The 24677-nt window shown below is 66.7% G+C and carries 18 protein-coding genes and 2 pseudogenes; 9 read left to right on the top strand and 11 right to left on the bottom strand.

What is annotated here, in order from left to right; genetic code table 11:
* Nucleotides 1-223 precede the first annotated feature (223 nt).
* The 3 genes from sod to MUH00_RS13365 form a co-directional block, all read right to left on the bottom strand.
* Complete coding sequence (sod, locus tag MUH00_RS13375; protein WP_246999302.1) at nucleotides 224-826, bottom strand: superoxide dismutase; 603 nt, start codon at nucleotides 824-826, stop codon at nucleotides 224-226.
* Nucleotides 827-1490: 664 nt separating this feature from the next.
* A complete protein-coding gene (locus MUH00_RS13370) occupies nucleotides 1491-1742 on the bottom strand; it encodes a transcriptional regulator FilR1 domain-containing protein (protein WP_486606285.1) in 252 nt (83 codons plus the stop codon).
* Between the two features lie 209 nt (nucleotides 1743-1951).
* Entirely contained in the window at nucleotides 1952-2176 is a 225-nt protein-coding gene (locus MUH00_RS13365) for a hypothetical protein (RefSeq protein WP_246999295.1), read from the bottom strand.
* Nucleotides 2177-2430: 254 nt separating this feature from the next.
* On the opposite strand from MUH00_RS13365, the gene MUH00_RS13360 reads away from it, so the two are divergent.
* A complete protein-coding gene (locus MUH00_RS13360; RefSeq protein WP_246999294.1) occupies nucleotides 2431-2712 on the top strand; it encodes a DUF7577 domain-containing protein in 282 nt (93 codons plus the stop codon).
* A 108-nt stretch (nucleotides 2713-2820) separates the two neighbouring features.
* Here MUH00_RS13360 and MUH00_RS13355 read toward each other — a convergent pair whose 3' ends face one another.
* From MUH00_RS13355 to MUH00_RS13340, 4 genes and pseudogenes are all read right to left on the bottom strand, one after another.
* Nucleotides 2821-2982 (bottom strand): hypothetical protein, encoded by a 162-nt coding sequence (locus MUH00_RS13355; protein ID WP_246999292.1) that lies wholly within the window; start codon nucleotides 2980-2982, stop codon nucleotides 2821-2823.
* A 304-nt stretch (nucleotides 2983-3286) separates the two neighbouring features.
* Nucleotides 3287-4207: pseudogene (locus MUH00_RS13350) on the bottom strand (hypothetical protein); the annotation flags it as partial.
* 333 nt (nucleotides 4208-4540) lie between these two features.
* Entirely contained in the window at nucleotides 4541-6304 is a 1764-nt protein-coding gene (locus tag MUH00_RS13345; RefSeq protein WP_246999290.1) for a PKD domain-containing protein, read from the bottom strand.
* A gap of 171 nt (nucleotides 6305-6475) precedes the next feature.
* Nucleotides 6476-7570 carry a T9SS type A sorting domain-containing protein gene (locus tag MUH00_RS13340; RefSeq protein ID WP_246999288.1) on the bottom strand — a complete coding sequence of 365 codons (1095 nt, stop codon included), beginning with the start codon at nucleotides 7568-7570 and terminating at the stop codon, nucleotides 6476-6478.
* Between the two features lie 194 nt (nucleotides 7571-7764).
* Here MUH00_RS13340 and MUH00_RS13335 point away from each other — a divergent pair, with 194 nt between their 5' ends.
* Both MUH00_RS13335 and glmS read left to right on the top strand, forming a co-directional pair.
* Nucleotides 7765-8934, top strand: a complete 1170-nt coding sequence (locus tag MUH00_RS13335; protein WP_246999286.1) for a sugar phosphate nucleotidyltransferase — start codon at nucleotides 7765-7767, stop codon at nucleotides 8932-8934.
* The gene (glmS, locus tag MUH00_RS13330; protein ID WP_246999284.1) at nucleotides 8934-10736 is read left to right on the top strand and encodes a glutamine--fructose-6-phosphate transaminase (isomerizing); all 1803 of its coding nucleotides are present in this window, start codon (nucleotides 8934-8936) and stop codon (nucleotides 10734-10736) included. The genes MUH00_RS13335 and glmS overlap by 1 nt, the downstream gene beginning before the upstream one ends.
* Nucleotides 10737-10830: 94 nt before the next feature.
* Here glmS and MUH00_RS13325 read toward each other — a convergent pair whose 3' ends face one another.
* Both MUH00_RS13325 and MUH00_RS13320 read right to left on the bottom strand, forming a co-directional pair.
* Nucleotides 10831-12177 carry an FAD-dependent oxidoreductase gene (locus tag MUH00_RS13325; protein WP_246999282.1) on the bottom strand — a complete coding sequence of 449 codons (1347 nt, stop codon included), beginning with the start codon at nucleotides 12175-12177 and terminating at the stop codon, nucleotides 10831-10833.
* Nucleotides 12178-12418: 241 nt separating this feature from the next.
* A complete protein-coding gene (locus tag MUH00_RS13320; protein ID WP_246999280.1) occupies nucleotides 12419-13069 on the bottom strand; it encodes a helix-turn-helix domain-containing protein in 651 nt (216 codons plus the stop codon).
* Nucleotides 13070-13153: 84 nt separating this feature from the next.
* Between MUH00_RS13320 and hutU the strand changes: the two are divergent.
* The 3 genes and pseudogenes from hutU to hutI all read left to right on the top strand — a co-directional run bounded on the left by hutU (nucleotide 13154) and on the right by hutI (nucleotide 17179).
* A pseudogene (gene hutU / locus MUH00_RS13315) lies at nucleotides 13154-14940 on the top strand (urocanate hydratase).
* The gene (gene hutG, locus MUH00_RS13310) at nucleotides 14937-15923 is read left to right on the top strand and encodes a formimidoylglutamase (RefSeq protein WP_246999278.1); all 987 of its coding nucleotides are present in this window, start codon (nucleotides 14937-14939) and stop codon (nucleotides 15921-15923) included. Before hutU ends, hutG begins: the two are co-directional and overlap by 4 nt.
* Nucleotides 15920-17179: an imidazolonepropionase gene (gene hutI, locus MUH00_RS13305; protein ID WP_246999276.1), complete on the top strand. Its 1260-nt coding sequence runs from the start codon at nucleotides 15920-15922 to the stop codon at nucleotides 17177-17179. The genes hutG and hutI overlap by 4 nt, the downstream gene beginning before the upstream one ends.
* 40 nt (nucleotides 17180-17219) lie before the next feature.
* On the opposite strand, the gene MUH00_RS13300 is transcribed toward hutI, so the two are convergent.
* Nucleotides 17220-17726 carry a metal-dependent hydrolase gene (locus MUH00_RS13300; protein WP_246999274.1) on the bottom strand — a complete coding sequence of 169 codons (507 nt, stop codon included), beginning with the start codon at nucleotides 17724-17726 and terminating at the stop codon, nucleotides 17220-17222.
* Nucleotides 17710-18351, bottom strand: a complete 642-nt coding sequence (locus MUH00_RS13295) for an OB-like fold-containing membrane protein (protein WP_246999272.1) — start codon at nucleotides 18349-18351, stop codon at nucleotides 17710-17712. The genes MUH00_RS13300 and MUH00_RS13295 overlap by 17 nt, the downstream gene beginning before the upstream one ends.
* A 346-nt stretch (nucleotides 18352-18697) precedes the next feature.
* Between MUH00_RS13295 and MUH00_RS13290 the strand changes: the two genes are divergently transcribed.
* The 3 genes from MUH00_RS13290 to MUH00_RS13280 all read left to right on the top strand — a co-directional run bounded on the left by MUH00_RS13290 (nucleotide 18698) and on the right by MUH00_RS13280 (nucleotide 24662).
* On the top strand, nucleotides 18698-20818 hold the full coding sequence (locus MUH00_RS13290) for a right-handed parallel beta-helix repeat-containing protein (RefSeq protein ID WP_246999270.1): 2121 nt from the start codon (nucleotides 18698-18700) through the stop codon (nucleotides 20816-20818).
* A 386-nt stretch (nucleotides 20819-21204) separates the two neighbouring features.
* Nucleotides 21205-22998, top strand: a complete 1794-nt coding sequence (locus MUH00_RS13285; protein WP_246999268.1) for an asparagine synthetase B family protein — start codon at nucleotides 21205-21207, stop codon at nucleotides 22996-22998.
* A gap of 194 nt (nucleotides 22999-23192) precedes the next feature.
* Nucleotides 23193-24662: a flippase gene (locus MUH00_RS13280; RefSeq protein ID WP_246999266.1), complete on the top strand. Its 1470-nt coding sequence runs from the start codon at nucleotides 23193-23195 to the stop codon at nucleotides 24660-24662.
* Nucleotides 24663-24677 lie beyond the last annotated feature (15 nt).

Below are 24677 nucleotides of genomic sequence, written 5' to 3'. Positions count from 1 at the left end.
TCGCGATCAGCATTCGATCGAGAAGGCCCGCGGCGACGGCGCTTCGGCTCCCTGTCGATCGTAGCGTTTCTTGCGATTACAACGTCTTGAGCCGATGCGACGACTCGTGTTTCTTGAACCGGAACTGCTTGCCGGCGTATCGAAACCGGCGAAACGGCCCGCATCCGAATCACGGATGCGGGCGCCCACGGTGATGCCCGGAGCCCAGCGGCTGGTCGTGCAGTTACTCGAACGCTTCGACGACCCGTTCGTAGCGATCGGCGGGCTCCGTCCAGTCGACGACCTCGAAGAAGTTATCTACGAAGTCGCCGCGGGCGGGACCGTAGTCGTGGTAGTAGGAGTGCTCCCAGACGTCCAGCGCGAGAAGCGGGTGGCTTCCCCAGAGGGCGCCCTGGTCGTGCTTGTCGACCACGACGTTGCGGAGTTGGTTCGAGAAGCTGTCGTAGACGAGCAGTGCCCAGCCGCCGGCGGCGGACGCGGCGGCCTCGAACTCGCCCTTCCAGGCCTCGTAGCTGCCGAAGTCCTCCGCGATGCGATCGGCGAGCGCGCCGGTCGGCTCGTCGCCGCCCTCGGGGCTCATGTTCTGCCAGAACAGCTCGTGGAGGACGTGTCCGGAGCCGTTGTGCGTCACGCTGCGGATCGCGCCGGCCGACGAGGAGAAGTCGCCGTCCTCGCGGTTCGCGGCGAGCGTCTCCTCCGCGGCGTTCCAGCCGTTGACGTAGCCCTGGTGGTGCGTGTCGTGGTGCCAGGTGAGGACCTGTTCGGAGAGGTGCGGTTCGAGTGCGTCGTAGTCGTACGGAAGCGGTGGCAGTTCGTAGTCTGTCATGGATTTGTTCCCACTGGTTTCCAGGGTCCAAATGAAAATAAACGTTCGCTGAAATTGATTTCTGTAGGACGAACCACGGTTACGGAATCGGGACCGCTCGAGCGGTCATCGTCGCTGTGGCTCGAACGGTGCGCGCATCGAGTTAGATAATGTATGAAATCCGTATTCTTCTACATCTTGCGTTATATCGATTATCTCTTCGTCCGAATTTTGTACCTGCAGTCGACGGCTCAGACGGCGACGAAAACGCGCCTCACGGAGGTACTGTCCGGCTCTCGCCCTCTTCTTCCCGAAACATCGATCGCACTGACTTCCGTCCGGATCAAGTCCTTCCGCCGATCGGGCCAATGCGGGTTGCGCGCCCGGGTGCCGCGGGTACGGCCGCCGACACAGCTCGGCGTTCCGGGCGGTAAACCCGGGCGAGACGCCGCCACTTATCGAGACGATATCGCCGAACGCGCCCCATCAATCGGGGCTCGTCGGTCGGAATTCGTCGCTCGCGATCGAGAAAACAACAAATATTTTATATGAATAGGAAAATACATGCTAGCCTACACGATGTGTTAGGACGAAATTGGACTCGCGCCGAGCGCACCGGCGTCGCCCGAATGCTCGTCATCCGCGTCCCCCGGCGGGTCGCCCCCGCTCTCGGCGAGCACCCGCTTCACGCATCGTCTTCGACACCGATCTGGACGAATTGCTCGTACAGTCCCAGATAAAAGGGAATCTTCCGGTTCGAAACGAATAGTGCGCAGTTACCCGACTCGAGCATCTCCTCAGCTAGCGTTCGGTACTCCGCGCTGGTCGCGATGACGGTCCCGGTTTCGGGGGTCGTAATCACTTCGTGGTCGCGCTCCCTCCCGACGACGCGGTCGCGCGCGCTCGTCATCGCCGGCAATCCGATCGCCGAAAGCAGCCCCCGAAACCGGTCCGCCTTCTCCAGGACTTCGATGTGACGGTTGACCGGCGCGTACGGATCGTTCGGGTCCGAGACGACGATCGTCGCGCTGTCGAGCGCGCACGTCGAACTCGAGGAATTCGTCGGGAAACCACCACACGAACGGCCGAAGGCGTTCGACTACCGCCGTCGTTTCCAGGGCCGGCAGGAGCTCTTCGACGACGAGTTCACCGAGGACTGTGCTTCTCACACGTACGATTCGCGACCGTTATCAGGTCCCGATCCTCGAGCGCGATGACGTTCCGTCGAACCGTCACTCGCGACGCGTCGATCCGGTCTCTGAGTTCGCGCTTCGACAGGACCTCGGCCTCGTACAGCAGTTCGAGGATCCGAACCCGCACGGACGATTGCGTCAGGAAGTGCATCCCTTCGACCGACGTTGTGGTGGACATACCTGTGACTCACCCCCAGCATCCGTCCGTTTTCCGCCAGCCTAGTTCGATCTGATTAACGAAATCCGACCGTAGACCGGCGGAAAAATCGTTTCGACGCCGTTCTTGCGATGGAAGTACCCGACGAACGCCCTCTGCTCGGAACCGATCCTTGCGTCGTCATCGCGGAATCTCAGTTCCACCGGTACGCCGACGGCCGGGCCCGTCGCGGCCGAGCGCACAGGCTTTTATCGTCGGATGTGCTACTCGATAGCATGGAAGGGGTGCTCTGGTGGGGGCTCGTCCTCGCCCTCGTGCTCGTGATACTCGTGCTGTTCGCGCCCTGGAGAGCGTCGGGCGGCGAGGCGGATCGCGACGATCCGGAGCGGGGGTCGACCGATATCGGCGGCGGACCCCCGTTCGTCCGTTCCGCCGACGGAGTGACGGCCGTCGAGGAACCGCGGCCGCCACCCGTTCCCGGGCGATGCCGCGCCTGCGGAACCGACAACGATCCCTTCTACACGTTCTGTCGGGAGTGTCTCACGCCGCTTCACTGATCACCGATCACCCGCCGATCCGCAACTCCGGCAATCGGCACCCGGGTCGATCGTCACGGGCCGCCGGGGAGACACGGCCGATCGGATGATCCGGCGGAGTCGACCGAATCACGCGGAATCGTATTCCGCGGCGTCGTACTCGGCGATCTCGGTCGACCCGCAGGAAGGACAGCGCCACTCGGAGGGCGCGAGCGTCGTCCCACAGTTCCGACACTCGTAGATGACCTCGTCGTTGGACAGCCACTGCCGCACCGCAGTGGTGAGTGACATACGTACTGTTCTTTCGAATCCGACGCAAAGACCCTGCGCCTTTCAACTGCCTGTTTCGACCGCCGAGCCGACGAGACGGCCCGCGATCGCGCCGTATCGGTCGACTACCGATCGAACGCGTCGTAATCCTCCCCGTATGGCCGGATTTCCGGGCAGGGATCGCCGTCTGACATCTCGATCGGCGCGTCTCGTCGCGCTGGGCGTCGACAGCCGCAGCCATCGGGGACGCCGATCGCCGAAATCGAAAACCCGCAGAAACGAGGGAGAGGGAGTCGATCGCCGCGAACGAGGCCGCCTAGTCGCCGGCCGAGCCGGTCGCGGCTTCCTTGGCGCTGGTGGGGACCCCGTCGGGAACGGAGAGATCCGGATCGTCGCCGATGTCGCCGGTCTGGACCTTCCCTTGCGAACCGCCGCTGTAGGCGCCGGATTCGAAGTCGATCGACGCCCCTTGGTGGGTGTACAGCGCGGCGGCGTACGGCCCGGCGGCGAAGTGTGACTCTTCGACGGTGACCGGGCCGGGAGACCACACCCAGACGGGACGCCCGTTCTCTTCGACGTACCCGCCGTAGCCGTCGCCGTAATCGGTATCGTCGTTGTACGCCACGCAGTTTCGGATCGCGTCGTTGGGACCGCCGCAGCGGTAGGTGGCGACGCCGTTGTTCTTCCCGTAGCAGCTGTCGAACGTGACCGAGCCGCCGGTCGCTGTGTTCGAACAGTAGAACCCGTTGTTCGGGTAGCCCTGGACGTTACAGCGCCGGAACGTCACGTCGCAGTTGGCGTGCTTGTGCAGGAACACCGCGCCGGGACCGTGGACGAAACTCTCCCCTTCTTTCGTCGCCCCGTCGCCGAGGTAAATGTTCTCGAACAGGATCTCGCCGGCGGGCGCGGTGATGGAGAACTGGAAGCTCTCGCCCCGGTACAGTCCCTTGAACCCGACGTTCCGGATCGTCGAATTACCACCCTCGACCATAAACACGATCGATTCGCCCGTCGTGAGATCGACGAGCGCGTTCTCGAAGGTTTCGCCCTCGCCGATCTCGATCGTCTGCCCCTTGGCCTCGATGACCTCGGGTTCGGCCGCCGTCGCGGGCCCGGCTGCGGCGGCGCCCGTCGTTGCCAGGGCCGCAGCGGCGATCGATCGCACGTACGACCGCCGCGTTAATACCGACTTACGATCGTGTCCGGCGGATTCGTCGCGAGCGGTAATGCGGGGTTTCTGCGGCATACGTTTTGCCAACAAAGCGTTACTGTTATCAATCTTCCCTTTAAATACCCCTAAGTTTTCGCGAGTATTGTTTCTTTTGTCCACATTCTGGCACGGCTTTGGAACGTGCTCGAACGATTGACTGAACGCTGAGCGGCGATTGACGGTCGAACGGCGCCGTCCGCGCCCTACTCGTTCGTAACGTGGTTTTACCGGCTCGCATCCGCCGATCGCGATCGGCACCAGCGCGGGTCGGCGTCCGGGTCATCATCCGACCGGTCGATCGCACCGGCGTCTCGTGCGCGTCGCTTCCGGCGGTTAGGAGCAGGAAAAGCCGAGGGACACGGCGCGTCGTCAGTGCTGTTGACGGAGCGCGAGCAGCGCGACGGAGAGGAGCGCGACGATCGAGGCTATGACTCCGAACCCGGGGACCGGGAGCAGCCCGTCGTCGTCGTCGTCGCCGTCGTCGCCGTCGATGCCGTCGGCCCAGAAGCTTTCGTCGTCATTGCCGGTGCCGTCAGTGCCGCCGGTGCTGCCGGTGCCGTCGTCGCGATCAGCCTCGACCGTCGCGGTGGCCGTCGTGGTGTTTTCCTCGGCGAAGTCGTTCGTGACGGTGAGTTCGACGTCGTACTCGCCGGCCGCGTCGAACGACGTCGTGACGGTTTCGCCCGAGAACGTTTCGCCGTCGATCGTCCACTCGTAGGAGATGATGTCCCGTTCGTCATCGTACGAGTCCGCGCCGGAGAAGGTGACCTCCTCACCGACCTGCGCCGGGTTCGGATCGATAGAGATCACCGCGGTCGGTTCGGGGTTGGGACCGGGGTCGGGGATCGGAGCCGGACCGGGGCCTGGGGCAGGCGCTGGTGCGCCACCCGACGGTTCGAGCGTCACCGTATCGGTGTTAGCCTGGAACTGGTCGGTGGAGTCGCCCATCGCGACGTGGATCCAGCGGTAGTCGCCTTCGCTCCAGTTGCCATAGGTTTCGACGACCAGTTCGGTATCCGCATCGCTGACGTTCGCGGTGGAGGAGGCATTGAGGGTGATCATGTCATCGATTACTTCCGTCTCCGGCTCGTCGAAGTCACCCTCGTTCGCGAAGAACGAGATGATATCGGCGAGGTTCGTCATCCCGCCGACCGATCGAGCGTCGAGCGACTCGCCGAAGAACTTCACGTCCTCGCCGAGAGACTGGACACCGTTGACGTCTTTGACCTCGTGTTTGATCGTGATGTCCTCAGTCGAGAGGTCGGTGGCTAGTTCCTCAGTGACGCTGAACGTCAGCCGACTCTCGGCGAACGCTTGAGCGTCGTACAGGACGATGGCGTGGTTCACGTCACCGTCTAGTTCCGTCGCGCTGACATTGAAGACGACGTCTTCTCCGGGTTCACTGGCGTCAACGGAGACCTTCGAAGGCGCGTCGTGAACGGCGAACTGCTCGACGCCGATGACACGGGCATCGTCGATCGACTTGATATCGCCGTTTTCGACAACGAGGCTGTCGGTACCGTCGACCATCATCACGGTGTAGAAGCCGGCCTCGCTCGGCTCGATTTCGTCGTATCCTTCGAGCTCCCCGTTACTGTCAAGACTCGCTTCCCGCAGCTCGAACGAAACGTTCGCGTTCAGGGTGTCAAGATTATCTTGGGTAAGTTCGTTTAGTAGTTCGTCGCCGGTCATCGGCAGGTCGCTCATATTAACGTCGTCTTCAGTGGTGTTCTCTTCGAGGTGTCCGACCAGGATCTGCACGTCACTACCGAACTGACTGGTGTCGAGGTCCGACGTCTTGTACGAGAGCGGGACTGGCGAGCCGGTCTCGTAGACAGAGATCGCATCGCGGTTCAGCTGCGTGTCGCCTTCGGTTGTCGTCTCGACGGTGAGGCCGGGAATGTCACCGACCGTCACGGCGTTTTCAACGCCGGTCTCCGTCCGAAGCGGAATCGCCGCCCCCTTCCAGATCGAGACGTCGTCGTGTATATCGACGAAATCGCCACCGGAACTGCCCTCCTGGATGTTCGCGGTCGAGGCCCCGCCAGCAGCTCCAACCACCCCGGTGATCGGAGCGAGGATCATGATACTCGCGAGGAATATCACGAGTACGAGTCGTTCATCACTACCCATATATCAGGACAACTAACTCAACCATTTTAACAGTTCCGAGGAATCGGTCGAGATCGCCGGAAATGGTCTGAAACGCCGGAACAAATCGGGGTGAGTGACTGGGAACACTCAATTTAGCCGATCTGATAGGAGTATTATATTCAAGCGCAATAAAAGCCGTCGTAACCGCGATTAGTATTGCCGTCGAGCCGTGCGAGCGAGTCCTAGTATGGCGAGTGCAATCGCGACCACTGCGGTTCCGCCGGTGCCGAGGGAGTCGTCATCGGTCGTTGACTCGTCGGAATCGTCCTCGTTCGGTTCGAGCACCGAATCGTCGCCGGTTTCGCCGTCTCCGTTTTGGTCCGCGTTGCCGTCCGAATCGGCGTGCTCCTCGGAACCGTCTCCCGATTCGTTCGAATCGCTCTGCGTCTCGTTCGCGTCGTCCGCCGGTCCCGTCGACTCGTTGCTGGTCGTCTCGTCCGGGTCGGTGTCTTCGTCAGTGGACTCATCGTCGGATTCGTTTTCGTCGGACTCGTCATCATCCGATTCGTCGCCACCGGATTCGCCGTCCCCCTCGTCGGCCGTGACGGTGATGGTCGCGCCGTTTTCGATCGCGAGGACGGTCTCGTAGTTTTCCACTTCGTCATCGCCTCTGACCGCCGCGTAGGCCTGGTACTCGCCTTCGCCCAGGTCTGCCGCCGGAAGTGCCCCCTCATAGGTCATCTCGCCCGTCTGGTCAAGCGAAATCTCCGTCACGTCGTTGCCGTCCCAAATCGCGACATCGACGCCCGCACCGTTCGACTCCCCGGACGGTTCGGCCGTCGCCGTGAACTCGATCTCCTCGTTGATCGTCGCCGTCTCCGTGTATTCCAGCGAGAGGTCGTATCCCTCCACGACGACGGGGGCGACAGCTTGCCGTCCGTCTTCGGTCTCCGGTGTCAACGAGAGCATATACGTACCTGGTGGGGTCGATGAGGTATCGATTTCGACCTCGTCGTCGCTGGCGCTGTAGTAGTCGTCGTACTCCGATTGTCCGTCCGCGTTGTAGAGATAGAGGTAGTAGTTCTCCATCGATTCCACCCCGACCGTGATCGTCTCTCCTGGTTCGACGACGCCGATGTGATCGATCTTGAACTCGCTTCCTTCGATCGTAACCGTCTCCGTCGGCGTGTCTATTGCACCGGCGACCGTCAGTTCGTACTCGGTATCGGCCACGACCAGCGTCGCGGACGCCGTCGCGAGAAGCAGGAAGGCGACGATCGCGACTCGAACGAAACTTCTTCGCATGGAGCGTGATTTTCAGGGTCGAGATAAAGTCCTTCTGCTCTATCACTCTCCGTTGACAGGACGAGTTGACGACGGATCTCGGACGGGTGTTTCTACACAATTGTAAACAGCTATCCGTTAAAACCACACATGATAAAAATGATGTGGCGTTTCAATCCGAAAGAATAACTTCACTATAGTACTGCTAGTCTCGCATGACCAGTCGCTCCGCGATCGTCCTCGCAGCGGGCGAAGGCCGACGGCTGCGGCCGCTCACGACGAACCGCCCGAAGCCGATGCTCTCCGCCGGGCCGAAGCCCATCCTCGAACACGTCTTCGACGAGTTGATCGACGCCGGCGTCACCGACATCGCGGTCGTCGTCGGCTACCGTCGGAACCGGGTGCAGTCTCACTTCGGGCCGGCCTACCGGAACGTGCCGCTGACGTACGTCGTCCAGGAGAAACAACTCGGCAGCGGGCACGCCCTCCTCGCGGCCGAACCGGAAGTCGACGGTTCGACGCTGGTCGTCTACGGCGACCAGCTCATCGACCAGCGGATCGTTCGCGACGTGGCGTCGACCCACGACTCGGTGGCGACGCTGGGACTCGTCCAGCAGGCCGACGTGACCGAGTACGGCGGCGTCCTGATCGACGACGGCAGCCGCGTCACCGACCTCATCGAGAACCCCCACGACGATCGGGAGTACTACCTCAACGCCGGCGTGTATGCGCTCGAGCCGGAGATCTTCGATGCGATTCGGACGACGACGCCCCGGGCCGGCGAGCACTCGCTCGTCGAGGCCCTCTCGACGCTGGTCGAAGACGGCGCGCCGGTCCGGGGCGTCGTCTCCGACGGCGTCTGGGTCGACGCCACCTACCCGTGGGACCTCCTCGAGATCGCGGACGACCTGTTCGCGGCCGACGGCGTCGCCAGCCAGATCGCACCCACCGCGACGGTCCACGCCGACGCGACGATCGTCGAGCCCGTCGTCGTCGAACCGGACTGCGTCGTCGGCCCGGGCGCCGTCGTCGGCCCGAACGTCTGTCTCGGCGAGAACGCCACCGTCGGCGCGAACGCGGTCGTCGAACACTCCGTCGTCGACGCCGACGTGCGGATCGGGGCGAACGCGACGCTGACCGACTGCGTCACCGGCCGCGGCGTGACGATCGGTCCTGGATCGACCGTCGTCGGCGGTCCCGGCGACGTCGAAATCGGGACCCGAGTCCACCGGGACGAACCGCTCGGCGCGGTGCTGGCCGATCGGGTCCGCGACGAGGGCGGCGTCACCTACCGGCCGGGGACGATCGTCGGCGCGGACGCCGTGCTCCGGGCCGGATCGACCGTCGACGGCGCGATCGAGAACGACACGGAGGTACGCGCCTGATGTGCGGCATCATCGGCTACGTCGGGACCGATCGCGGCGACGACGCGATCGAGGTGTTGCTCGACGGGCTCTCGCAGCTGGAGTACCGGGGCTACGATTCGGCGGGCATCGCGCTGGCCGACGGCGGAATCGCCGTCCACAAGCGCGAGGGCGAACTCTCGGCGCTCGAGTCGACGCTCTCGCCGGAGCGGTTCGACGGCGACTCGATCGGGATCGGCCACACGCGGTGGAGCACGCACGGTCCGCCGTCGGACGCCAACGCCCACCCCCACACCGACGCCGAGGAACGGGTCGCGGTCGTCCACAACGGCATCATCGAGAACTACCAGTCGATACGCGACGAGCTCGCGGCCGCCGGCGTGGCGTTTCGGAGCGAGACGGACACGGAGGTCGTCCCGCACCTGATCGCCGGCTTCCTCGACGAGGGCCTGGATCACGAGGCCGCGTTCCGGGCCGCGATCGATCGCCTCGAGGGAAGTTACGCGATCGCCGCGGTCTTCGACGGGACGGAGACGGTGTACGCGGTGCGAAACGAGTCGCCGCTCGTGCTCGGTGTCGGCGACGACGGCCACTTCCTCGCGAGCGACGTCCCCGCGTTCATCGAGTACACCGATCGCGTGATCTACCTCGACGACGGCCAGTTCGCCCGGCTCACGCCCGCGGAACTCGTCGTCACCGACGGCGACGGACGGGAGCTCGAGCCGTCGATCGAAACGATCAGCTGGGACCCGGATGACGCGGGCAAGAGCGGGTACGACCACTACATGCGCAAGGAGATCAACGAACAGCCCGCCGCGCTCCGGGAATGTTTCCGCGGCCGGCTCGACGAGCTCTCCGGGCGCATCGACGTTCCGGAACTCGACGAGCTCGGCCCGGTCGAGACGGTGACGTTCGTCGCCTGTGGCACGTCGTACCACGCCGCCATGTTCGGCGCCCGGCTGCTCCGCGAGCAGGGCATCCCTGCGCACGCCTTCCTGGCCAGCGAGTTCGGCGCCGACGTCGTCCCGATCGATTCGACGTCGATCGTCGTCGGCGTCACCCAGAGCGGGGAGACGGCGGACACGATGCGCGCGATCCGCGAGGCCAACCGCGCCGGCGCGACGACGGTCGCCCTCACGAACGTCGTCGGGAGCTCCGCGGCCCGCGAGACGGATCACGTGCTGTACATCCGCGCCGGCCCGGAGATCAGCGTCGCCGCGACGAAGACGTTCGCGAGCCAACAGGCCGCGCTGACGATGTTCGCCGCGGCGGTCACCGACCGGCGCTCGCGCGACCTCGTGCGGGAGCTCCGGGCGGTCCCCGATCGGATCCAGTCGATCCTCGACACGTCGAGCGCGCGAGAGATCGCGGAGACCTACCGCGGATCGGGCGCGTACTTCTTCATCGGCCGCGGCTATCACTACCCCGTCGCGCTCGAGGGCGCGCTGAAGATGAAGGAGATAACCTACGAACACGCCGAGGGGTTCGCCGCTGGCGAGCTCAAACACGGCCCCCTCGCGCTGGTCTCCGAGGAGACGCCGGTCTTCGCGGTCGCCACCGGGGACGGCCCGCTCGCCGAGAAAACGATCGGCAACGTCAAGGAGGTCGAGGCCCGCGGGACCCCCGTCGTCGCCGTGACGGACGGCCGGTCCGACGTCGGGCGCTACGCCGATCACGTCCTCGAGGTGCCGGCAACGTCGCCCGTCGCGAGTTCGATCGTCGCGAACGTCCAGCTGCAGCTGGTCGCGTACTGGACCGCGAACGAGCTCGGCCGGCCGATCGACAAGCCGCGGAATCTGGCGAAAAGCGTGACCGTCGAGTGAGGACCACCCCGCCGATTTCCGGCGGGGCGTCCGCCGGCGACGAGTCGTCGCGCGCGGATCGCCCCGTTCGTCGCCGGTTCGACACGGACGGCGGCTACGACGGGCGGAGGACGCGCCAGACGATCTCCGGCGCGAAGAGGGTCCGCGGCGGCCGTTCCAGCCGCAGGACGCGAGAGAACCGCTCGGAAACCCGCCCGTCGGTCTGCGCCGTCCGGAGCAGTCTGGAGACGTAGCGATTGACGAGCGCGGTCCCGCGGGGTTTTGGCCCCGTCGTCCGCGGGAACTGGAAGTCGGCGCAGACCGACAGTCGCCAGGCGGGCTCGACGACCGCCGCCGCCCGATCGAAAAAGCGGGCCGCGAGGGTCCGCCGGTCCCCCGCCGCCAGCGCGTGGTGTAGTTGCATCGCCTCGAGCGCGGCGATCGACATCCCCTGCCCGTAGATCGGATTGAAGCTCGCGATCGCGTCGCCGGTGACGACGAGCCCGTCGGGGAACCGGGGGAGGGCCTCGTAGCGGCGCCACCGACTCGCCGGGAACGGATAGTGTCGGAGGTCGTCCCCGTCCCACCGGTGGGCCTCGAGCAGCTCGCCCAGTTCCGGGGTCGGCAACCCACGCGCGAACTCGCGGAATCCGCGGGCGGTCGGCGGCGGCCGCTCCCCGTGCAGGCCGAACAGCGTCACGATCCACCGATCGCCCTCGACGGGAACGGCCGTCCCGCCGCGGGGAACCGCCGGCGACGGCGCGACGAGGTAGCCGCGGCTCACGTCGGAGGGCCGCTCGACGACGGCCGTACCGTAGACGAGATCGACCGTCACCGCGTCGGTCGTCGGCGACGGATACCCGTGACGTTCGAGCCAGTCCGGCGTCCGCGAGGCCCGACCGGTCGCGTCGACGACGAGGTCGGCCGCGAGTTCCGACTCGCCGCCGGACCGATCGCGAACCACCACGCCGTCGACGGCCGTCCGGTCGTCGGTTCGGTAGTCGACGACGCGACGCCCGGGCCGGATCGTCACGCCGTCGCGATCGGCCAGGCGTTCGCGAATCAGCCGCTCGAACAGCGGTCGACTCGCGGAGTACATCGGAAGCCGGGACGGCCCGTCGGTCAGGAAGCCGCCCCGCTGGTAGTGGCGCAACTCGGTCGCCGCGTCGAGTTCCAGCCCGCCGGCGGCCGAAAGCTCCGCGCCGTATCCCGGGAACAGCCGCTCGATCGTCGCCCGGCCGGCCTCCAGCAGCACGTGCACGTGGCCGGCCTGGGGCACGCCGCGGCGGATCTCGGAATCCGACTCCAGCGGATCCCGCTCGAGGACCGTCACCTCCCGGAACGCGTCCGCGAGCACGCGGGCCGCGAGCAGCCCGGCCATACTTCCCCCGACGACGACGGCGCGCCCGTCGGCGGCGGCGAGTCGATCGGGATCGTACCGCGGAACGGTTCTGAACGTCACGAGCGGTCGGTTTACACTGCACGCCTGATACTGTTATCAGTATTGACATCCGCTTCGCCCGAACGATCGCGACGATCGGGACGGTTCGCCGGCGGGTGTTGCCAGCTCGCGGGGTCGTCACGACGCGGCGATCGCGCCCGAGTCGCCCGTTTCGCCCCTCTCGGCGTTCGCTGTCTCCGCAACGCCGTCGCGCGATCGCTCGGTACCGCGATCGGCCGTGCGGCGTCCGACCAAGGACCGCTCAGTAGAGGTACGAAACAAGCGCCGTGATCAGCTTCCGTTCGGCCCGGCGAAGGTGGTCTTCCGCCGCCCGACGACTGATCCCCAATTCGTCGCCGAGCGCTTCGGTCGTGGTCGCCCGGGGCAGGTCGTAGTAGCCGCGCTCGACGGCGAGCGTCAGGACCTCCCGCTGGCGGGCCGTCAGCGCCGGCAGGACGTCGTCGAGCGTCACGAGCGGCGAGGGTTGGGAGGGGGCGCCGATCTCGCGTTTGGACCGAACGTCGATCGCGAACCCGTCGGCGACCAGATCGCCGTAAAGCGCCGTGAGACTCGCCGACTCGAGCGCGAGGATCCGACAGTGTTTCGCCCCGTTCTCGTACCGCAGCGGCGGCAGGAGGAGGCAGTCGTGTGACTCGAGGTAGCGCTCGATGTACGTCGTCTCGTGTCGTTTGAGACAGGAGCTCGTGATGACGATCGCGTCCCCGTCTCCGCGGATCCGGTTCTCGATTCCGATATCCTCTTCGACCTGCGAGAGCAGCGCCTCGACCGCCGACCCGGCGACGTAGAGGAGGTCCGCGTGATCGTTACACCAGAGTTCGACCCGACAGTCCGTCCCCTCGGTCGGCCGGGCGTAGGCGCTCGAGTCGACGATGGCGAAGGTCGCCTCGTACATGGCGCAGTAGACGGGCGGGTACTAATAAAACATGTTCCAAACGGAACGTTCCCGATCTTGGATCTGGACGTGGTCGGTTCGTCCATGGGTGACGAGACGACTTCGTCCCGTGGACGCGACGCGCCGAGCGAGCAGTGGCGCGAGTACCAGGGGGCGCCAACGGGTACCGATCTCGAGTGTCCGGGATGGCGCCAGGAGGCGGCGCTCCGGCTGCTCAATAACAACCTCGATCCGGCGGTCGCCGAGAAACCGGAAGACCTCGTCGTCTACGGCGGCACCGGCCGGGCCGCCCGATCGTGGGACGCCTACGACGCCATCCTGGCGGAGCTCCGGACGCTCGCCGACGACGAGACGCTGCTGGTCCAGTCGGGGAAACCCGTCGGCCGGTTCGAGACCCACGAGCGCGCCCCGCGGGTCCTGATCGCGAACTCCAACCTGGTCGGCAAGTGGGACCACTGGGAGCACTTCCACGAACTCGAGGCCGAGGGCAAGATCATGTACGGCCAGATGACCGCCGGCTCGTGGGCGTACATCGGCACCCAGGGGATCATCCAGGGGACCTTCGAAACGCTCGCGGAACTCGCCCGCCAACACTTCGACGGCGACCTCGCCGGCAAGATCGTCATCACGGCGGGGCTCGGGGGATGGGCGGCGCCCAGCCCCTCGCGGTCACGATGAACGATGGCGTCTGCATCGCCGCCGAGGTCGACGACGCCCGGATCGATCGGCGCATCGAGACGGGCTACTGCGCGGACAAGACCGACGACGTCGACGAGGCGATCGAACGGGCCGAAGAAGCTGCGGCGGCGGGCGAGCCGTACAGCGTCGGCGTCCGCGCGAACGCCGCGGACATGCTGGAAGCCATGCTCGATCGCGGCTTCGTTCCCGACGTGGTCACCGACCAGACGAGCGCCCACGACGCCCTCGAAGGGTACTACCCGGCCGGCTACACGGTCGCGGGAGCCGATCGGCTTCGCGAGGAGAACCCCGATCGGTACGTCGAGGAGAGCCTCGCGACGATGGAGCGCCACGTCGACGCCATCCTCGAGCTGCAAGAGCGGGGCGCGATCGCCTTCGAGTACGGCAATAACATCCGGGGGCAGGTCGCGGAATACCGCGACCGGGACGGCGTCGACGGGGACCGCTGGCCCGTATCGGGCAGCGATCCGGCGGATCGCCGGCCGTTCGACTTCCCCGGTTTCGTCCCAGCGTACATCCGCCCGCAGTTCTGCCGCGGGAAGGGGCCGTTCCGCTGGGTGGCGCTGTCGGGCGATCCCGCGGACATCCACCGGACCGACGACGCCGTCCTCGAACTCTTCCCCGAGAAGGACCACCTCCGACGCTGGATCGACCTGGCCCGGGAGCGGATCCAGTTCCAGGGGCTTCCCAGTCGCGTCTGCTGGCTCGGCTACAACACGGCGGGCGCGGGCGACGAGGAGCTGACCGAACGCGCCCGCTTCGCGCTGCGGATCAACGACCTCGTGGCCGACGGCGAGATCTCGGCCCCGATTGTCGTCACGCGCGATCACCTCGACGCCGGCTCCGTCGCGAGCCCGAACCGCGAGACGGAGGCCATGCGCGACGGGACCGACGCCGTCGCGGACTGGCCGATCTTGAACGCGCTGCTCAATTGCGCCGCCGGCGCCGACATCGTCAGCGTCCACGACGGCGGCGGCGTCGGGATCGGGAACGCGATCCACGCGAACAACCACGTCGTCCTCGACGGCACCGACCTCGCGGCCGAGAAGGCGAAGGCGGTGTTCACGACCGATCCGGGGACGGGCGTGATCCGCCACGCCGACGCGGGCTACGAGGACGCGCTGGACGAAGCCCGTCGATCGAACGTCCGGATCCCCATGCACGACCGATGAGCCGGGACGCCTTCGACGACGACGACGTGCGGTTCGAACGGCCCGACTGGAACGGGTGGTGCGGCCCGTCGACCGATCCCCGCGATCGGCAGTTCGGGGACGGTATCGAGCCTCTGACCCTGGAATCGGCGGCGGAGGCCGACGCCGTCCTCGTCGGCGAACCCTACGACGGCGCCGTGATCGGCCGCCGCGGCGCCCGCGAGGGGCCGGTCGCGATCCGCCGATCGCTGGCCGGGGTGAAGACCGCCCACCTGACGACCGGTGACGCGATTCGACGTCGCTCGTCGGGTCCGCGGATCGGCGACCTCGGAGATCTCGTCCTGCCGGACGCCGACGTCGCGGCCGTCCAGGCGCGCGTCCGAACCGGTGCCGAACGGATTCACGACCTGGGTCCGCTCCCGGTGTTCCTCGGCGGGGACAACTCGCTCACGTTCGGCAACGTCGCCCCGCTGCTCGACGACCGCGCCGTCGGGGTCGTCAACTTCGACGCCCACCTCGACTGCCGGGTGCCGGACGACGGCCCCACGAGCGGCACGCCCTACCGACAGCTGCTGGATGCGGGCCTCGAGACGTACGTCTGCGTCGGCGCTCGCCACTTCGAAACCTCGCGGACGTACGTCGAGTACGTCCGGGATCGCGACGGGACGATCGTCCCGCCGGAGGCGTTCGACGACGGCGTCGACGCCGTCGCGGAGCGGGTGCGGGACGCGATCGCGGACGTCGACGCGCTTTACCTGAGCGTCGACTGCGACGTCCTCGACGCGACGGTCGCTCCCGGGGTCAGCGCCCCGACCCCCGGCGGGCTGACGACGCGCGAACTCTTCGCGGCCGTCGGTCGCCTCGCCGGCGACGATCGCCTGGCGGGACTCGAGATCGTCGAGTGCGCGCCGCCGCTCGATTCGGCCGGCCGCACCGTCGATGCCGCGGCGCGGACGATCGCGCACGCGCTGTACGGCTACCTGAACCGGGAGGACACGAGATGAGTTACACCATCGTCTACGACGCGACCGAACTGGTCACCGGTCCGGCACGCCGCTCGGGCGCCGAACAGACGCCGACATCCGCGGATGACCCGATCGTCGCGACCGAATCGGACGCCGCGATCGTCGCGAGCGACGGCGACGTCGTCGCGACGGGAGCGAGCGATGCGGTGCGCCGCGAGTACCCCGTCGAGAACGCCGCGACGGCCGTGGACGCGAGCGGGAAGTGCGTCCTGCCCGGCTTCGTCGACTGCCACACGCACGCGCTGTTCGCCGGCGATCGCTCGGACGAGTTCGAGGCGAAGCTCCGGGGAAAGGAGTACCAGGAGATCCTCGCGGAAGGCGGCGGCATCCTCCGCACCGTCCGCGCCGTCCGGGCGGCCGACGAAGGCGCCCTCGTCGAGGGACTGCTCGATCGTCTCGACACGATGCTCGCCCACGGGACGACGACCGTCGAGGTAAAATCCGGCTACGGGCTCGAGACGGAGACGGAGCTGAAGATGCTGTCGGCGATCGAGCGGGCGGCCGAGCGCCACCCCGTCGACGTCGTCCCGACGTTCATGGGTGCCCACGCGGTCCCCGAGGGAGCCGACGCCGACGCCTACGCGGAGACGGTCGTCGACGACCAGCTGCCGGCCGTCGCCGAGCAGGGCGTCGCGGAGTTCTGCGACGTCTTCTGCGAGGAGGGCGTCTTCTCGGTCGATCAATCGCGGCGAATCCTCGCCGCGGGCGCCGACGCCGGCCTGACGCCGAAGATTCACGCCGACGAGTTCGCGAACCTCGGTGGAGCGCGCCTGGCGGCGGCGCTGTCGGCCGCCAGCGCCGACCACCTGCTCCGGTCGACCGACGACGACGTCGGCGCGCTCGTCGACGCCGGGGTGACGCCCGTCCTCCTCCCGGGCACGGCGTTCGGGCTCGACGGCGAGTACCCGGACCTCGCGCCGTACCGCGAACGGGGCGTCGTTCCCGCGATCGGGAGCGACTTCAATCCGAACTGCTACGCGCGGACCATGGGGTTCGCGGCCACGCTGGCCTGCGTCGGCGTCGGCATGACGCCGGCGGAGGCGATCCTCGGCATCACCGAACGCGGCGCGGCCGCGCTCGATCGCGCGGACGGCCGTGGAACCCTCGAACCGGGGGCGGCGGCCGATCTTGTGGTGCTCGACGCGCCGTCGTACCGGCACCTCCCGTACGTCTACGACGGCACCCTCGTCGAGACGGTTCTCAAGGCCGGCGAGGCGGTCGTCGGCGAGCAATAGATCATCGCGGCGGCAGGGCGGTCCCGCCGTCGCGCCGCTTTTAGTTCGCGACGGACCGACCGCGGTGCCGGACGAACCAGAGCGCCGCGGCGATCGTGCCGGCGACGAGGGCCGGCCAGCGATCGCTGCTGAGATACAGGTCGAGCGACGGGAAGCGATACGACGACAGCGGCCAGAGGGCGGCGTACGAGACGCCCGTCACGTTCAACAGCAGGATATCGAGGACGTGGTGCGAGACGGCGCCGATCGCGATCAGAGCGATCGCCCGGCGTCGGTGCTCGGGCGCCACGACCAGCGCGCCGAGACAGACCACCAGGACGGTGCCGCCCAGGGTGTGCAGCGGCGACCAGGAGAACGGGATGCCGAGCACGTACCAGACGAACCCGTCCGGGAACACCAGTTCGATCTTCGCGAAATCCGGCGAGAGCGCGCCGATCATCACCAGGGTGACGTGGACCGGGCGCACCGCCTCGAAGCGAAGCGAGAGGAGCGTTCCGATGCTGTAGCCGACGAGCACGTGGGTGAGCACGTCAGGCACGCCGATCACCGCCGTCCGACGGGACGCCGACCGCGTCGTCCGAGCGATCGGTGCTCGGGTCCGGTCGATCGGAGCGATCGGCGTTCGGACGCGATCGAGCGTCCGGACCGTCGCGATCGTCCCGCGCGGCGGATCGGCGCTCCCGCGGCGCGAACGCGAGCGTCGTCCGATCGAACCGCCAGCCGCGGACGAACCGGCCGACCACCCAGAGCCCGCCGAGCAGCGAGGCGGCGAACATGTAGCGCTCCTCGCCCGACTCGCGGGTCATCGCCCGGTCGACGGCGAGGGTCGAGTCGTCCTCGAGGGTCCCGAACGCGGTGACCCGATCGTTCCGCTCGAGCGGAGCGTCGGCGTTGAGGAGCCGCGCCTCCGCATCGACGAGGGTGAACCGCCCGTACCCACTGGCACGCGTCGCGATCACGACCGGGTCGGTCTCGACGACGAACCCCCCGAGGATGACCCGCTCGCCCACGTACGCGTCCGGCGACCGCATCACGTCGCGCTCGTCGGGGTACTCCTCCTCGATCGGATCGCCGGGGGTCGCGCCCGCGAAGACGAAACTCCCGAACAGCAGCCCGACGAGGACCACTCCAACGAAAACGCGGCTGAGTTGTCCGGGGAGAAGTGGCTGCATTCGTTCTTCTGAATCCAGGGTGGAGCCGTACGAAACCCTTTCCGTTCTCGATTCGGACCGGTTGGCTCGGTGACCAGTCGACGGACGGACGACGGCGGTTCGAGTCTCTTTCCGCGGTAGTCCGGCCGCCCGATCGGCGGGAATGCAAAACCGATCCGCAATGTCGGCCGGATTTTCCGGCGGATCGGTCACGATTTTAACACAATCAGGGTAGCTTGAAAATCTTACATTCGTAGTAGTATATTCAGGATGTATTGACGGTTGCAGCCCTTTAATTCAGAAAATATTATATTCGTTGTCCTATAGGCGCAAGTTTTATATTGGTTAACTCGAGCTTACCGGACGTATGGCAAGAGATCCTGAAGATCAGGAAACACTGAACACCACGGACGGGAGAACTACTGGAAACGCTGACAATGGTAAGGACGCATTACTGAACCGCCGATCGTATCTCAAGCTGACCGGAACGACAGCCGCGGCCGCGGCCGCGGCGACCGGGGTGACGGCTGCGTCGGCCGACTACGACGTGATCGAAGTCGGCGCGGGACAGACGTTCACGAAGCGGCTCTCCCGTGGCGAGACCTGGGAGAACGTTCTGATCGATATCACGGCCCGAGGGGCCGGATACCGAATCATCGCGACGACCGACGACTGGACGATCCGTAACATCGGGGTCCGAGGAAAACTCGATTCGAGCCCCGGCAGCCAGAACTTCGTCGTCCAGGTGTCAAGCAGCGGAGCGAGCGGTCTCATCGAGAACGTCTACCTGCCGGGAACGACGTATCCGCGACGCAGGTCGTCGTTCCCCTCGGGGATTTTCGTCCACGCCAACCACGCGGGCGATCTCGAGATCCGCAACGTCTACGCGACGGACCTGCCCAGTCACGCGATCTACGCGTCCGCCCCCGGAAACCGCCAAACCGGTGGAAAGGGCGGGACCGTCCGCATCCACGACTCGTACGCCGCCGATCTCGAGAACTCGGGGTTCCGCATCGGAACCGACGGATCGTACGTCGACAACTGCGTGGCGTTTCGCACCGTCCGCGGGCTGTGGTCGCGGTGGGCAAACACCGAGGCTCGCGGCTGCGACTTCGGCGACAACGCCACCGACATCGTCGTCGGACAGTCGGGGTACCGCCGATCGTCGACGGTTACGCTCGACGGCAACACGTGCTTCGGGACGGCCCACGAAGCCAACGGGCGGCTGAACGGGCGGTCGTCGGGGACGCCCGAAGAACGGATCCCCGAAGGGTGTCCGCAGTCAGCGACGGAGGCGGCCAGCGGTGGCTCCTCGACGGACCCCGGCGACGGCGAAGACGAGGAGCCGGCGCTCGACAACCTCCTGCTCGTCGACGGCGGCGGGACGAGCGGTGTCACGAACTACGAGTTCGCGGTCAGCGGCGAGGTCGAGAAGTCCACCGAACAGGACGCCACGGTCGACGACGAGGACACCATCGACGGCGGAACCGTCACGGGTGCCGTCGGCGGCTGGTGCGACGCCTTCCGGTTCAGCGGCGACCTGACGGATCTCACGGTCGACGGCGACGCGAAGGTCTACGTCAACGACGAACTGGTCGACCCGAGCGACTTCGACGGCGATGACGACGAGGAGCCGGCGCTCGACAATCTCCTGCTCGTCGACGGCGGCGGGACAAGCGGCGTTACGAACTACGAATTCGCCGTCAGCGGCGCCGTCGAGAAGTCCTCCGCGAAGGATGCGACGATCGACGACGAGGACACTATCGACGGCGGGTCCGTCACAGGGGCCGTCGGCGGCTGGCGCGACGCTTTCCAGTTCAGCGGCGACCTCACGGATCTAACCGTGGAGGGTGACGCGCAGATCTACGTGAACGACGAGCCGGTCGACCCTGATGACGTCGGTGAGGAGCCGGCGCTCGATAACCTCCTGCTCGTCGACGGTGGCGGGACCAGCAGTGTCACGAATTACGAATTTGCCGTCAGCGGCGCGGTCGAGAAGTCCTCTGCAAAGGATGCCACGATCGACGACGAGGACACTATCGACGGCGGGTCCGTCACAGGGGCCGTCGGCGGCTGGCGCGACGCCTTCCAGTTCAGCGGCGACCTGACGGATCTCACGGTCGACGGCGACGCGAAGGTCTACGTCAACGACGAACCGGTCGATCCGAGCGACTTCGACGGCGACGATGGCGACGATAGCGACGATAGCGATGAGGAGCCGGCGCTCGACAACCTCCTGCTCGTCGACGGCGGCGGGACGAGCGGCGTCACGAACTACGAATTCGCCGTCAGCGGCGCCGTCGAGAAGTCCTCCGCGAAGGATGCCACGATCGACGACGAGGACGCTATCGACGGCGGGACCGTCACGGGCGCCGTCGGCGGCTGGCGCGACGCTTTCCAGTTCGGCGGCGACCTCACGGATCTAACCGTGGAGGGTGACGCGAAGGTCTACGTCAACGACGAGCCGGTCGACCCCGACTCGGTGTAGTCGAATCGCGATCCGCGCGATCGCGATCGACGGCGCGACCACCGACGACGGCTCGTCGCATCCGGGCAACGGCGCCACGGTTGCGTCGACCGCGAAGCTCCGACGAACGACGTCGATAGCATCGTTCGCACAGCAGTCAGCGGAACCGTTGCAAATCGGCTCGACCGAGAGCCGACTCTCGTCGGGTCGACTATCTTCGGTCGCGATCGGGCGCACCGAGCGAACCGGCCCTTCGCAGCGCGACTTCTACGGCCGTCCCGCCGAGTACCCGTTCACGACGTCGCCCCCTCAGTTGCTACCGCGCCCGCGTTATGCACCGGATTCTAAATCCTCGAAGACCGTAATATCACCCATTACAATAGATTTAATCGGTACTATATTCGTTCATGACTGGTATTGTCGGAGGAACGGCTGCGGAACCGACGATCGATGCGATGCTCGACTCGCTCTATCAGGAGCCATGGTACGCGATCGAGCGTCGTTCGCTCGAGGAGTTGGGCGTCGGCGTCGCCCATCACGGGGCGAAGGATCCGCAGAGTAGCACGATCTGGGGTACCGACCGCGTTCTCGGGGCGATCTACGGCGTCGTCTCGAACGCGGCAGAGTTACCGTGGACGATGGAAGAACTACTGCTCGCCATCGTCGACTCCCCCGACGTGGCCCTGCCGAAACTCGAGGGTCCGTTCTTGATCACGGCGATGGATCGCAGGACGGGGACGATTCGAATCGCGACCGACAAGGTCGGCAGCCGCCCGTGTTACTATACCGCGGAGTCGGGATTCTTCTTCGGATCCGAGCTCAAACCGCTCCTCGAGCGCGTCGGGTCGCCGACGGTCGATCGCCGCGCCGTGAGCGACCTATTGTTGCTCGGAACGGTCGTCGGCGAGAAGACGCTCCTCGAGGGCGTCCGCAATCTCCCGCCGGCGACGTACCTCACGTACGCCGACGGGGCCGTCGAGACGTCCCGCTACTGGTATCCCGAGTTCAGCGACGATCCGGACGAAGACTACGTCGGCGGCTGGATCCGGCGCCACGATAGCGCGATGGGCGACCTGGCCGGCACCGTCGACGGGCGACTCGGCCTCTGGCTGTCCGGCGGGATCGACAGCCGGGTCGCCGGCGCGTCGCTTCTGCGAAACGGCGCCGATTTCGCGGCGCTCACCTACGACAACGGACTGCCGGGCGACAACAGCGTCGCCCCTCGCGTCGCGGACAGCTTCGGCGTCGAGCACCGGCAGGTCACGGACGTGACGGGTTCGGCCGACGAGTTCATCGAGAGCGTCGAGCGCTGCATCGACTGCAACGACGCGATGCAGTCGTGGGCCTTCGTCCCGGCGCTGCCGTTTATGTACCACGGACTCGCCGAGACAGTCGACGTCGTCATGGAGGGCGGGACGTTTCTCGGGGAGGGCGTTTGGTCGCACGACATCGAAACCGGCGTCTCGCCCGCGGAGATGCTGTACCAAAAGCGGCGGCTGCTGCCGGCCGACGAGGTCGCCTCGCTGGTCCCGGCGATCGACGATCCCCGTCGCTCCCTCCGCTCGGAAGTCGAACACCTCGGCGAGTACAGCAACGCGCGCCAGCTTCGCGACGCGATACAGCGGATCTACGCGTACCTTCACATGCGCAGCAACGTCGTCCAGCGGAGCCAGGTCGGTACCCGGACGATCAGCGACGGCGCGTTCCTGAACCACTTCCTCGAGATGCCCGTCGAACAGCGGATGCAAACCGTTCCGGGGACGAACGGGAAGATCCCGTTCGGCGTGCCGCCGCTCAAACTGCGAGTGACCAGAGAGCTCGGCGCCGGGCTCGACGAGATTCCCTACCAGCGGACCGGCGTCGCGCCGTCCCGATCGTACTGGCTCCACACCGCCGGCTTCGTCGGCAAGCAGCTCGCGAATCGACTCACGAGCGACTCGCCCGGCCCCTACCTCGCCCAGTATCGACGCTCCGAGCGCGTCCGATCGTTCGTCGACGAGCTCGTCGACGACGCCCGAGACCGGCCGTTCTTCGACGGCGACGAACTGCTCGCGCTTCGCGATCGGATTCGCTCCGGGAAGTCGGACAACCTGACGCCGCTGGCGGCAGTGACCGGCCTCGAACGCTGGCTTCAGCGCCACGTCGACCCGCTCGAACGGCCCGCGGCGCCTCAGCCGGCCAGCGCGTCGACGCGGCCGTAGGGCCCCGCTACGGTCCCCTCCCGACCCGGTAACGAGGCCGTAGCAATGACCGGGAGCGCACAAGAACATTCCACGTGAGCCGGACTGTCAACAACGCATGACTCAGTTGAATCGCCAACGCCCTCGCGATCGGCGTGCACGCAGCGGGAGCCGCTACGGGGGCGCGTCGACCGCCAGCCGGCACCAGCCACGCGATGCCCGTCACTGAGAAGGTCGCCGCCGGGATCAAGGCGACGTTCGTCTCCCGCGCGGTGAACACGGGCGTCAACGGGCTCCTGGTCGTCCTCCTCTCGACCGTGCTGCTCGACCCCGGCGGCTACGGACTGCTCTTTCTGGCGATCTCGATCGTCGGCGTGGCCCAGCTGTTCGCCGATCTCGGCCTCGAGCGGTCCGCCGCGCGGTACATCTCGGAGTTCAAGGAGTCCGATCCGTCCCAGGTACCACACGTCCTGGCGATCGCGCTGCGGTATCGGCTCGTCCTGATCGGCGGGACGGTCCTGGCGATCGCGGCGCTGCGGGACGTCATCGCGGGCGCGCTCGCCGAACCCGGACTCGGGACGTTGCTGCTCGTCGGCGCGGCGCTGATCGCGTGCCGATCGCTGCACACGTTCACCACCGTCGCGTTCCAGGGGTTCAACGCGGTCGAACTCAGCGCGCTCGCAAACATCGCCAACTACCTCGCCCGGCTCGTGCTGGTCGTCGGGTTCGTCGCGCTCGGCTGGGGCGTCGCCGGCGCGCTCCTGGGCTACGCGGTCGGCGCGGCCGTCGCCGCCGTCCTCGGGCTGGCCGTCCTCTACGCGCGATTCTACCGCGGCTACGAGGGGAGCGACGAGCCGGAGCCGGAGCTCCGACGGCGGATCCTCGAGTACAGCGTCCCGCTGACGGTTTCGAAGAGCGCGGGCAACATCGCGTCACGGATCGACACGATCCTGATCGGCTTCTTCATGACCCCGGTTGCCGTCGGGTTCTACACGCTCGGCAAGCAGATCTCCGAGTTCGTGCTGGCGCCGGCGGGATCGATCGGGTTCGCCGTCTCGCCGACCTTCGGGGAGGACAAGGCGAACGACGAACTGGACCGCGCCGCCCGGCGCTATGAGAGCACCGTCGAGTACATCCTGCTGCTGTACGTCCCCGCGACGATCGGGATCGTCGTGATCGCGGAGCCGGCCGTGTTACTGTTGTTCGGCCGCGAGTACGCCGGCGCGATCCCCGTGGTTCGCATCCTCAGCCTCTTCGTGCTCGTGCAGGCGGTCACGCTCGTCACGACCGACGTGCTCGACTTCCTCGGCCGGGCCCGGACGCGGGCGGCCGCGAAGGGGCTCGCTTCGATCGCCAACCTGGGGCTGAACGTCGTCCTCATCCCGACCTACGGCGTCTCCGGGGCGGCCGCGGCGACGGTCGTGACCTACGGCGCCTACGCGCTGGCCAACCTCTATATCGTCCACACCGAACTCGATCTGCGCCTCGGCGGCCTCCTCCGGGTCGCGGCCGGAACCGTCGCGATCTCGGCCGTGATGGGCCTGTGCGTCGTGGGTCTGGCGCCGTACGTCGGCGGCGTCGTCTCGCTGGCCGGCGTGATCCTGCTCGGCGCCGCGATCTGGGCGGGACTCGCGACGGTCAGCGGACTGCTCGATCCCCGGGAGACGCTGACGATGCTGGCGTGACCGATCGTCGCAGCG

This window comes from Halosolutus gelatinilyticus, from assembly GCF_023028105.1.
In the GTDB taxonomy this organism is placed as follows: domain Archaea; phylum Halobacteriota; class Halobacteria; order Halobacteriales; family Natrialbaceae; genus Halosolutus; species Halosolutus gelatinilyticus.
Note: the sequence above shows the minus strand (reverse complement) of the source record. Positions and strands in the feature narration are given on the sequence as shown.

Excerpts from the sequence above, each read along its gene's own strand:
- MUH00_RS13340 (WP_246999288.1), bottom strand. The coding sequence starts at position 7,570 with ATGCGAAGAAGTTTCGTTCGAGTCGCGATCGTCGCCTTCCTGCTTCTC.
- MUH00_RS13355 (WP_246999292.1), bottom strand. The coding sequence starts at position 2,982 with ATGTCACTCACCACTGCGGTGCGGCAGTGGCTGTCCAACGACGAGGTC.
- MUH00_RS13290 (WP_246999270.1), top strand. The coding sequence starts at position 18,698 with ATGGCAAGAGATCCTGAAGATCAGGAAACACTGAACACCACGGACGGG.
- MUH00_RS13280 (WP_246999266.1), top strand. The coding sequence starts at position 23,193 with ATGCCCGTCACTGAGAAGGTCGCCGCCGGGATCAAGGCGACGTTCGTC.
- MUH00_RS13320 (WP_246999280.1), bottom strand. The coding sequence starts at position 13,069 with ATGTACGAGGCGACCTTCGCCATCGTCGACTCGAGCGCCTACGCCCGG.
- hutI (WP_246999276.1), top strand. The coding sequence starts at position 15,920 with ATGAGTTACACCATCGTCTACGACGCGACCGAACTGGTCACCGGTCCG.
- hutG (WP_246999278.1), top strand. The coding sequence starts at position 14,937 with ATGAGCCGGGACGCCTTCGACGACGACGACGTGCGGTTCGAACGGCCC.
- MUH00_RS13285 (WP_246999268.1), top strand. The coding sequence starts at position 21,205 with ATGACTGGTATTGTCGGAGGAACGGCTGCGGAACCGACGATCGATGCG.
- MUH00_RS13335 (WP_246999286.1), top strand. The coding sequence starts at position 7,765 with ATGACCAGTCGCTCCGCGATCGTCCTCGCAGCGGGCGAAGGCCGACGG.
- MUH00_RS13295 (WP_246999272.1), bottom strand. The coding sequence starts at position 18,351 with ATGCAGCCACTTCTCCCCGGACAACTCAGCCGCGTTTTCGTTGGAGTG.
- MUH00_RS13365 (WP_246999295.1), bottom strand. The coding sequence starts at position 2,176 with ATGTCCACCACAACGTCGGTCGAAGGGATGCACTTCCTGACGCAATCG.
- MUH00_RS13345 (WP_246999290.1), bottom strand. The coding sequence starts at position 6,304 with ATGGGTAGTGATGAACGACTCGTACTCGTGATATTCCTCGCGAGTATC.
- MUH00_RS13360 (WP_246999294.1), top strand. The coding sequence starts at position 2,431 with ATGGAAGGGGTGCTCTGGTGGGGGCTCGTCCTCGCCCTCGTGCTCGTG.
- sod (WP_246999302.1), bottom strand. The coding sequence starts at position 826 with ATGACAGACTACGAACTGCCACCGCTTCCGTACGACTACGACGCACTC.
- glmS (WP_246999284.1), top strand. The coding sequence starts at position 8,934 with ATGTGCGGCATCATCGGCTACGTCGGGACCGATCGCGGCGACGACGCG.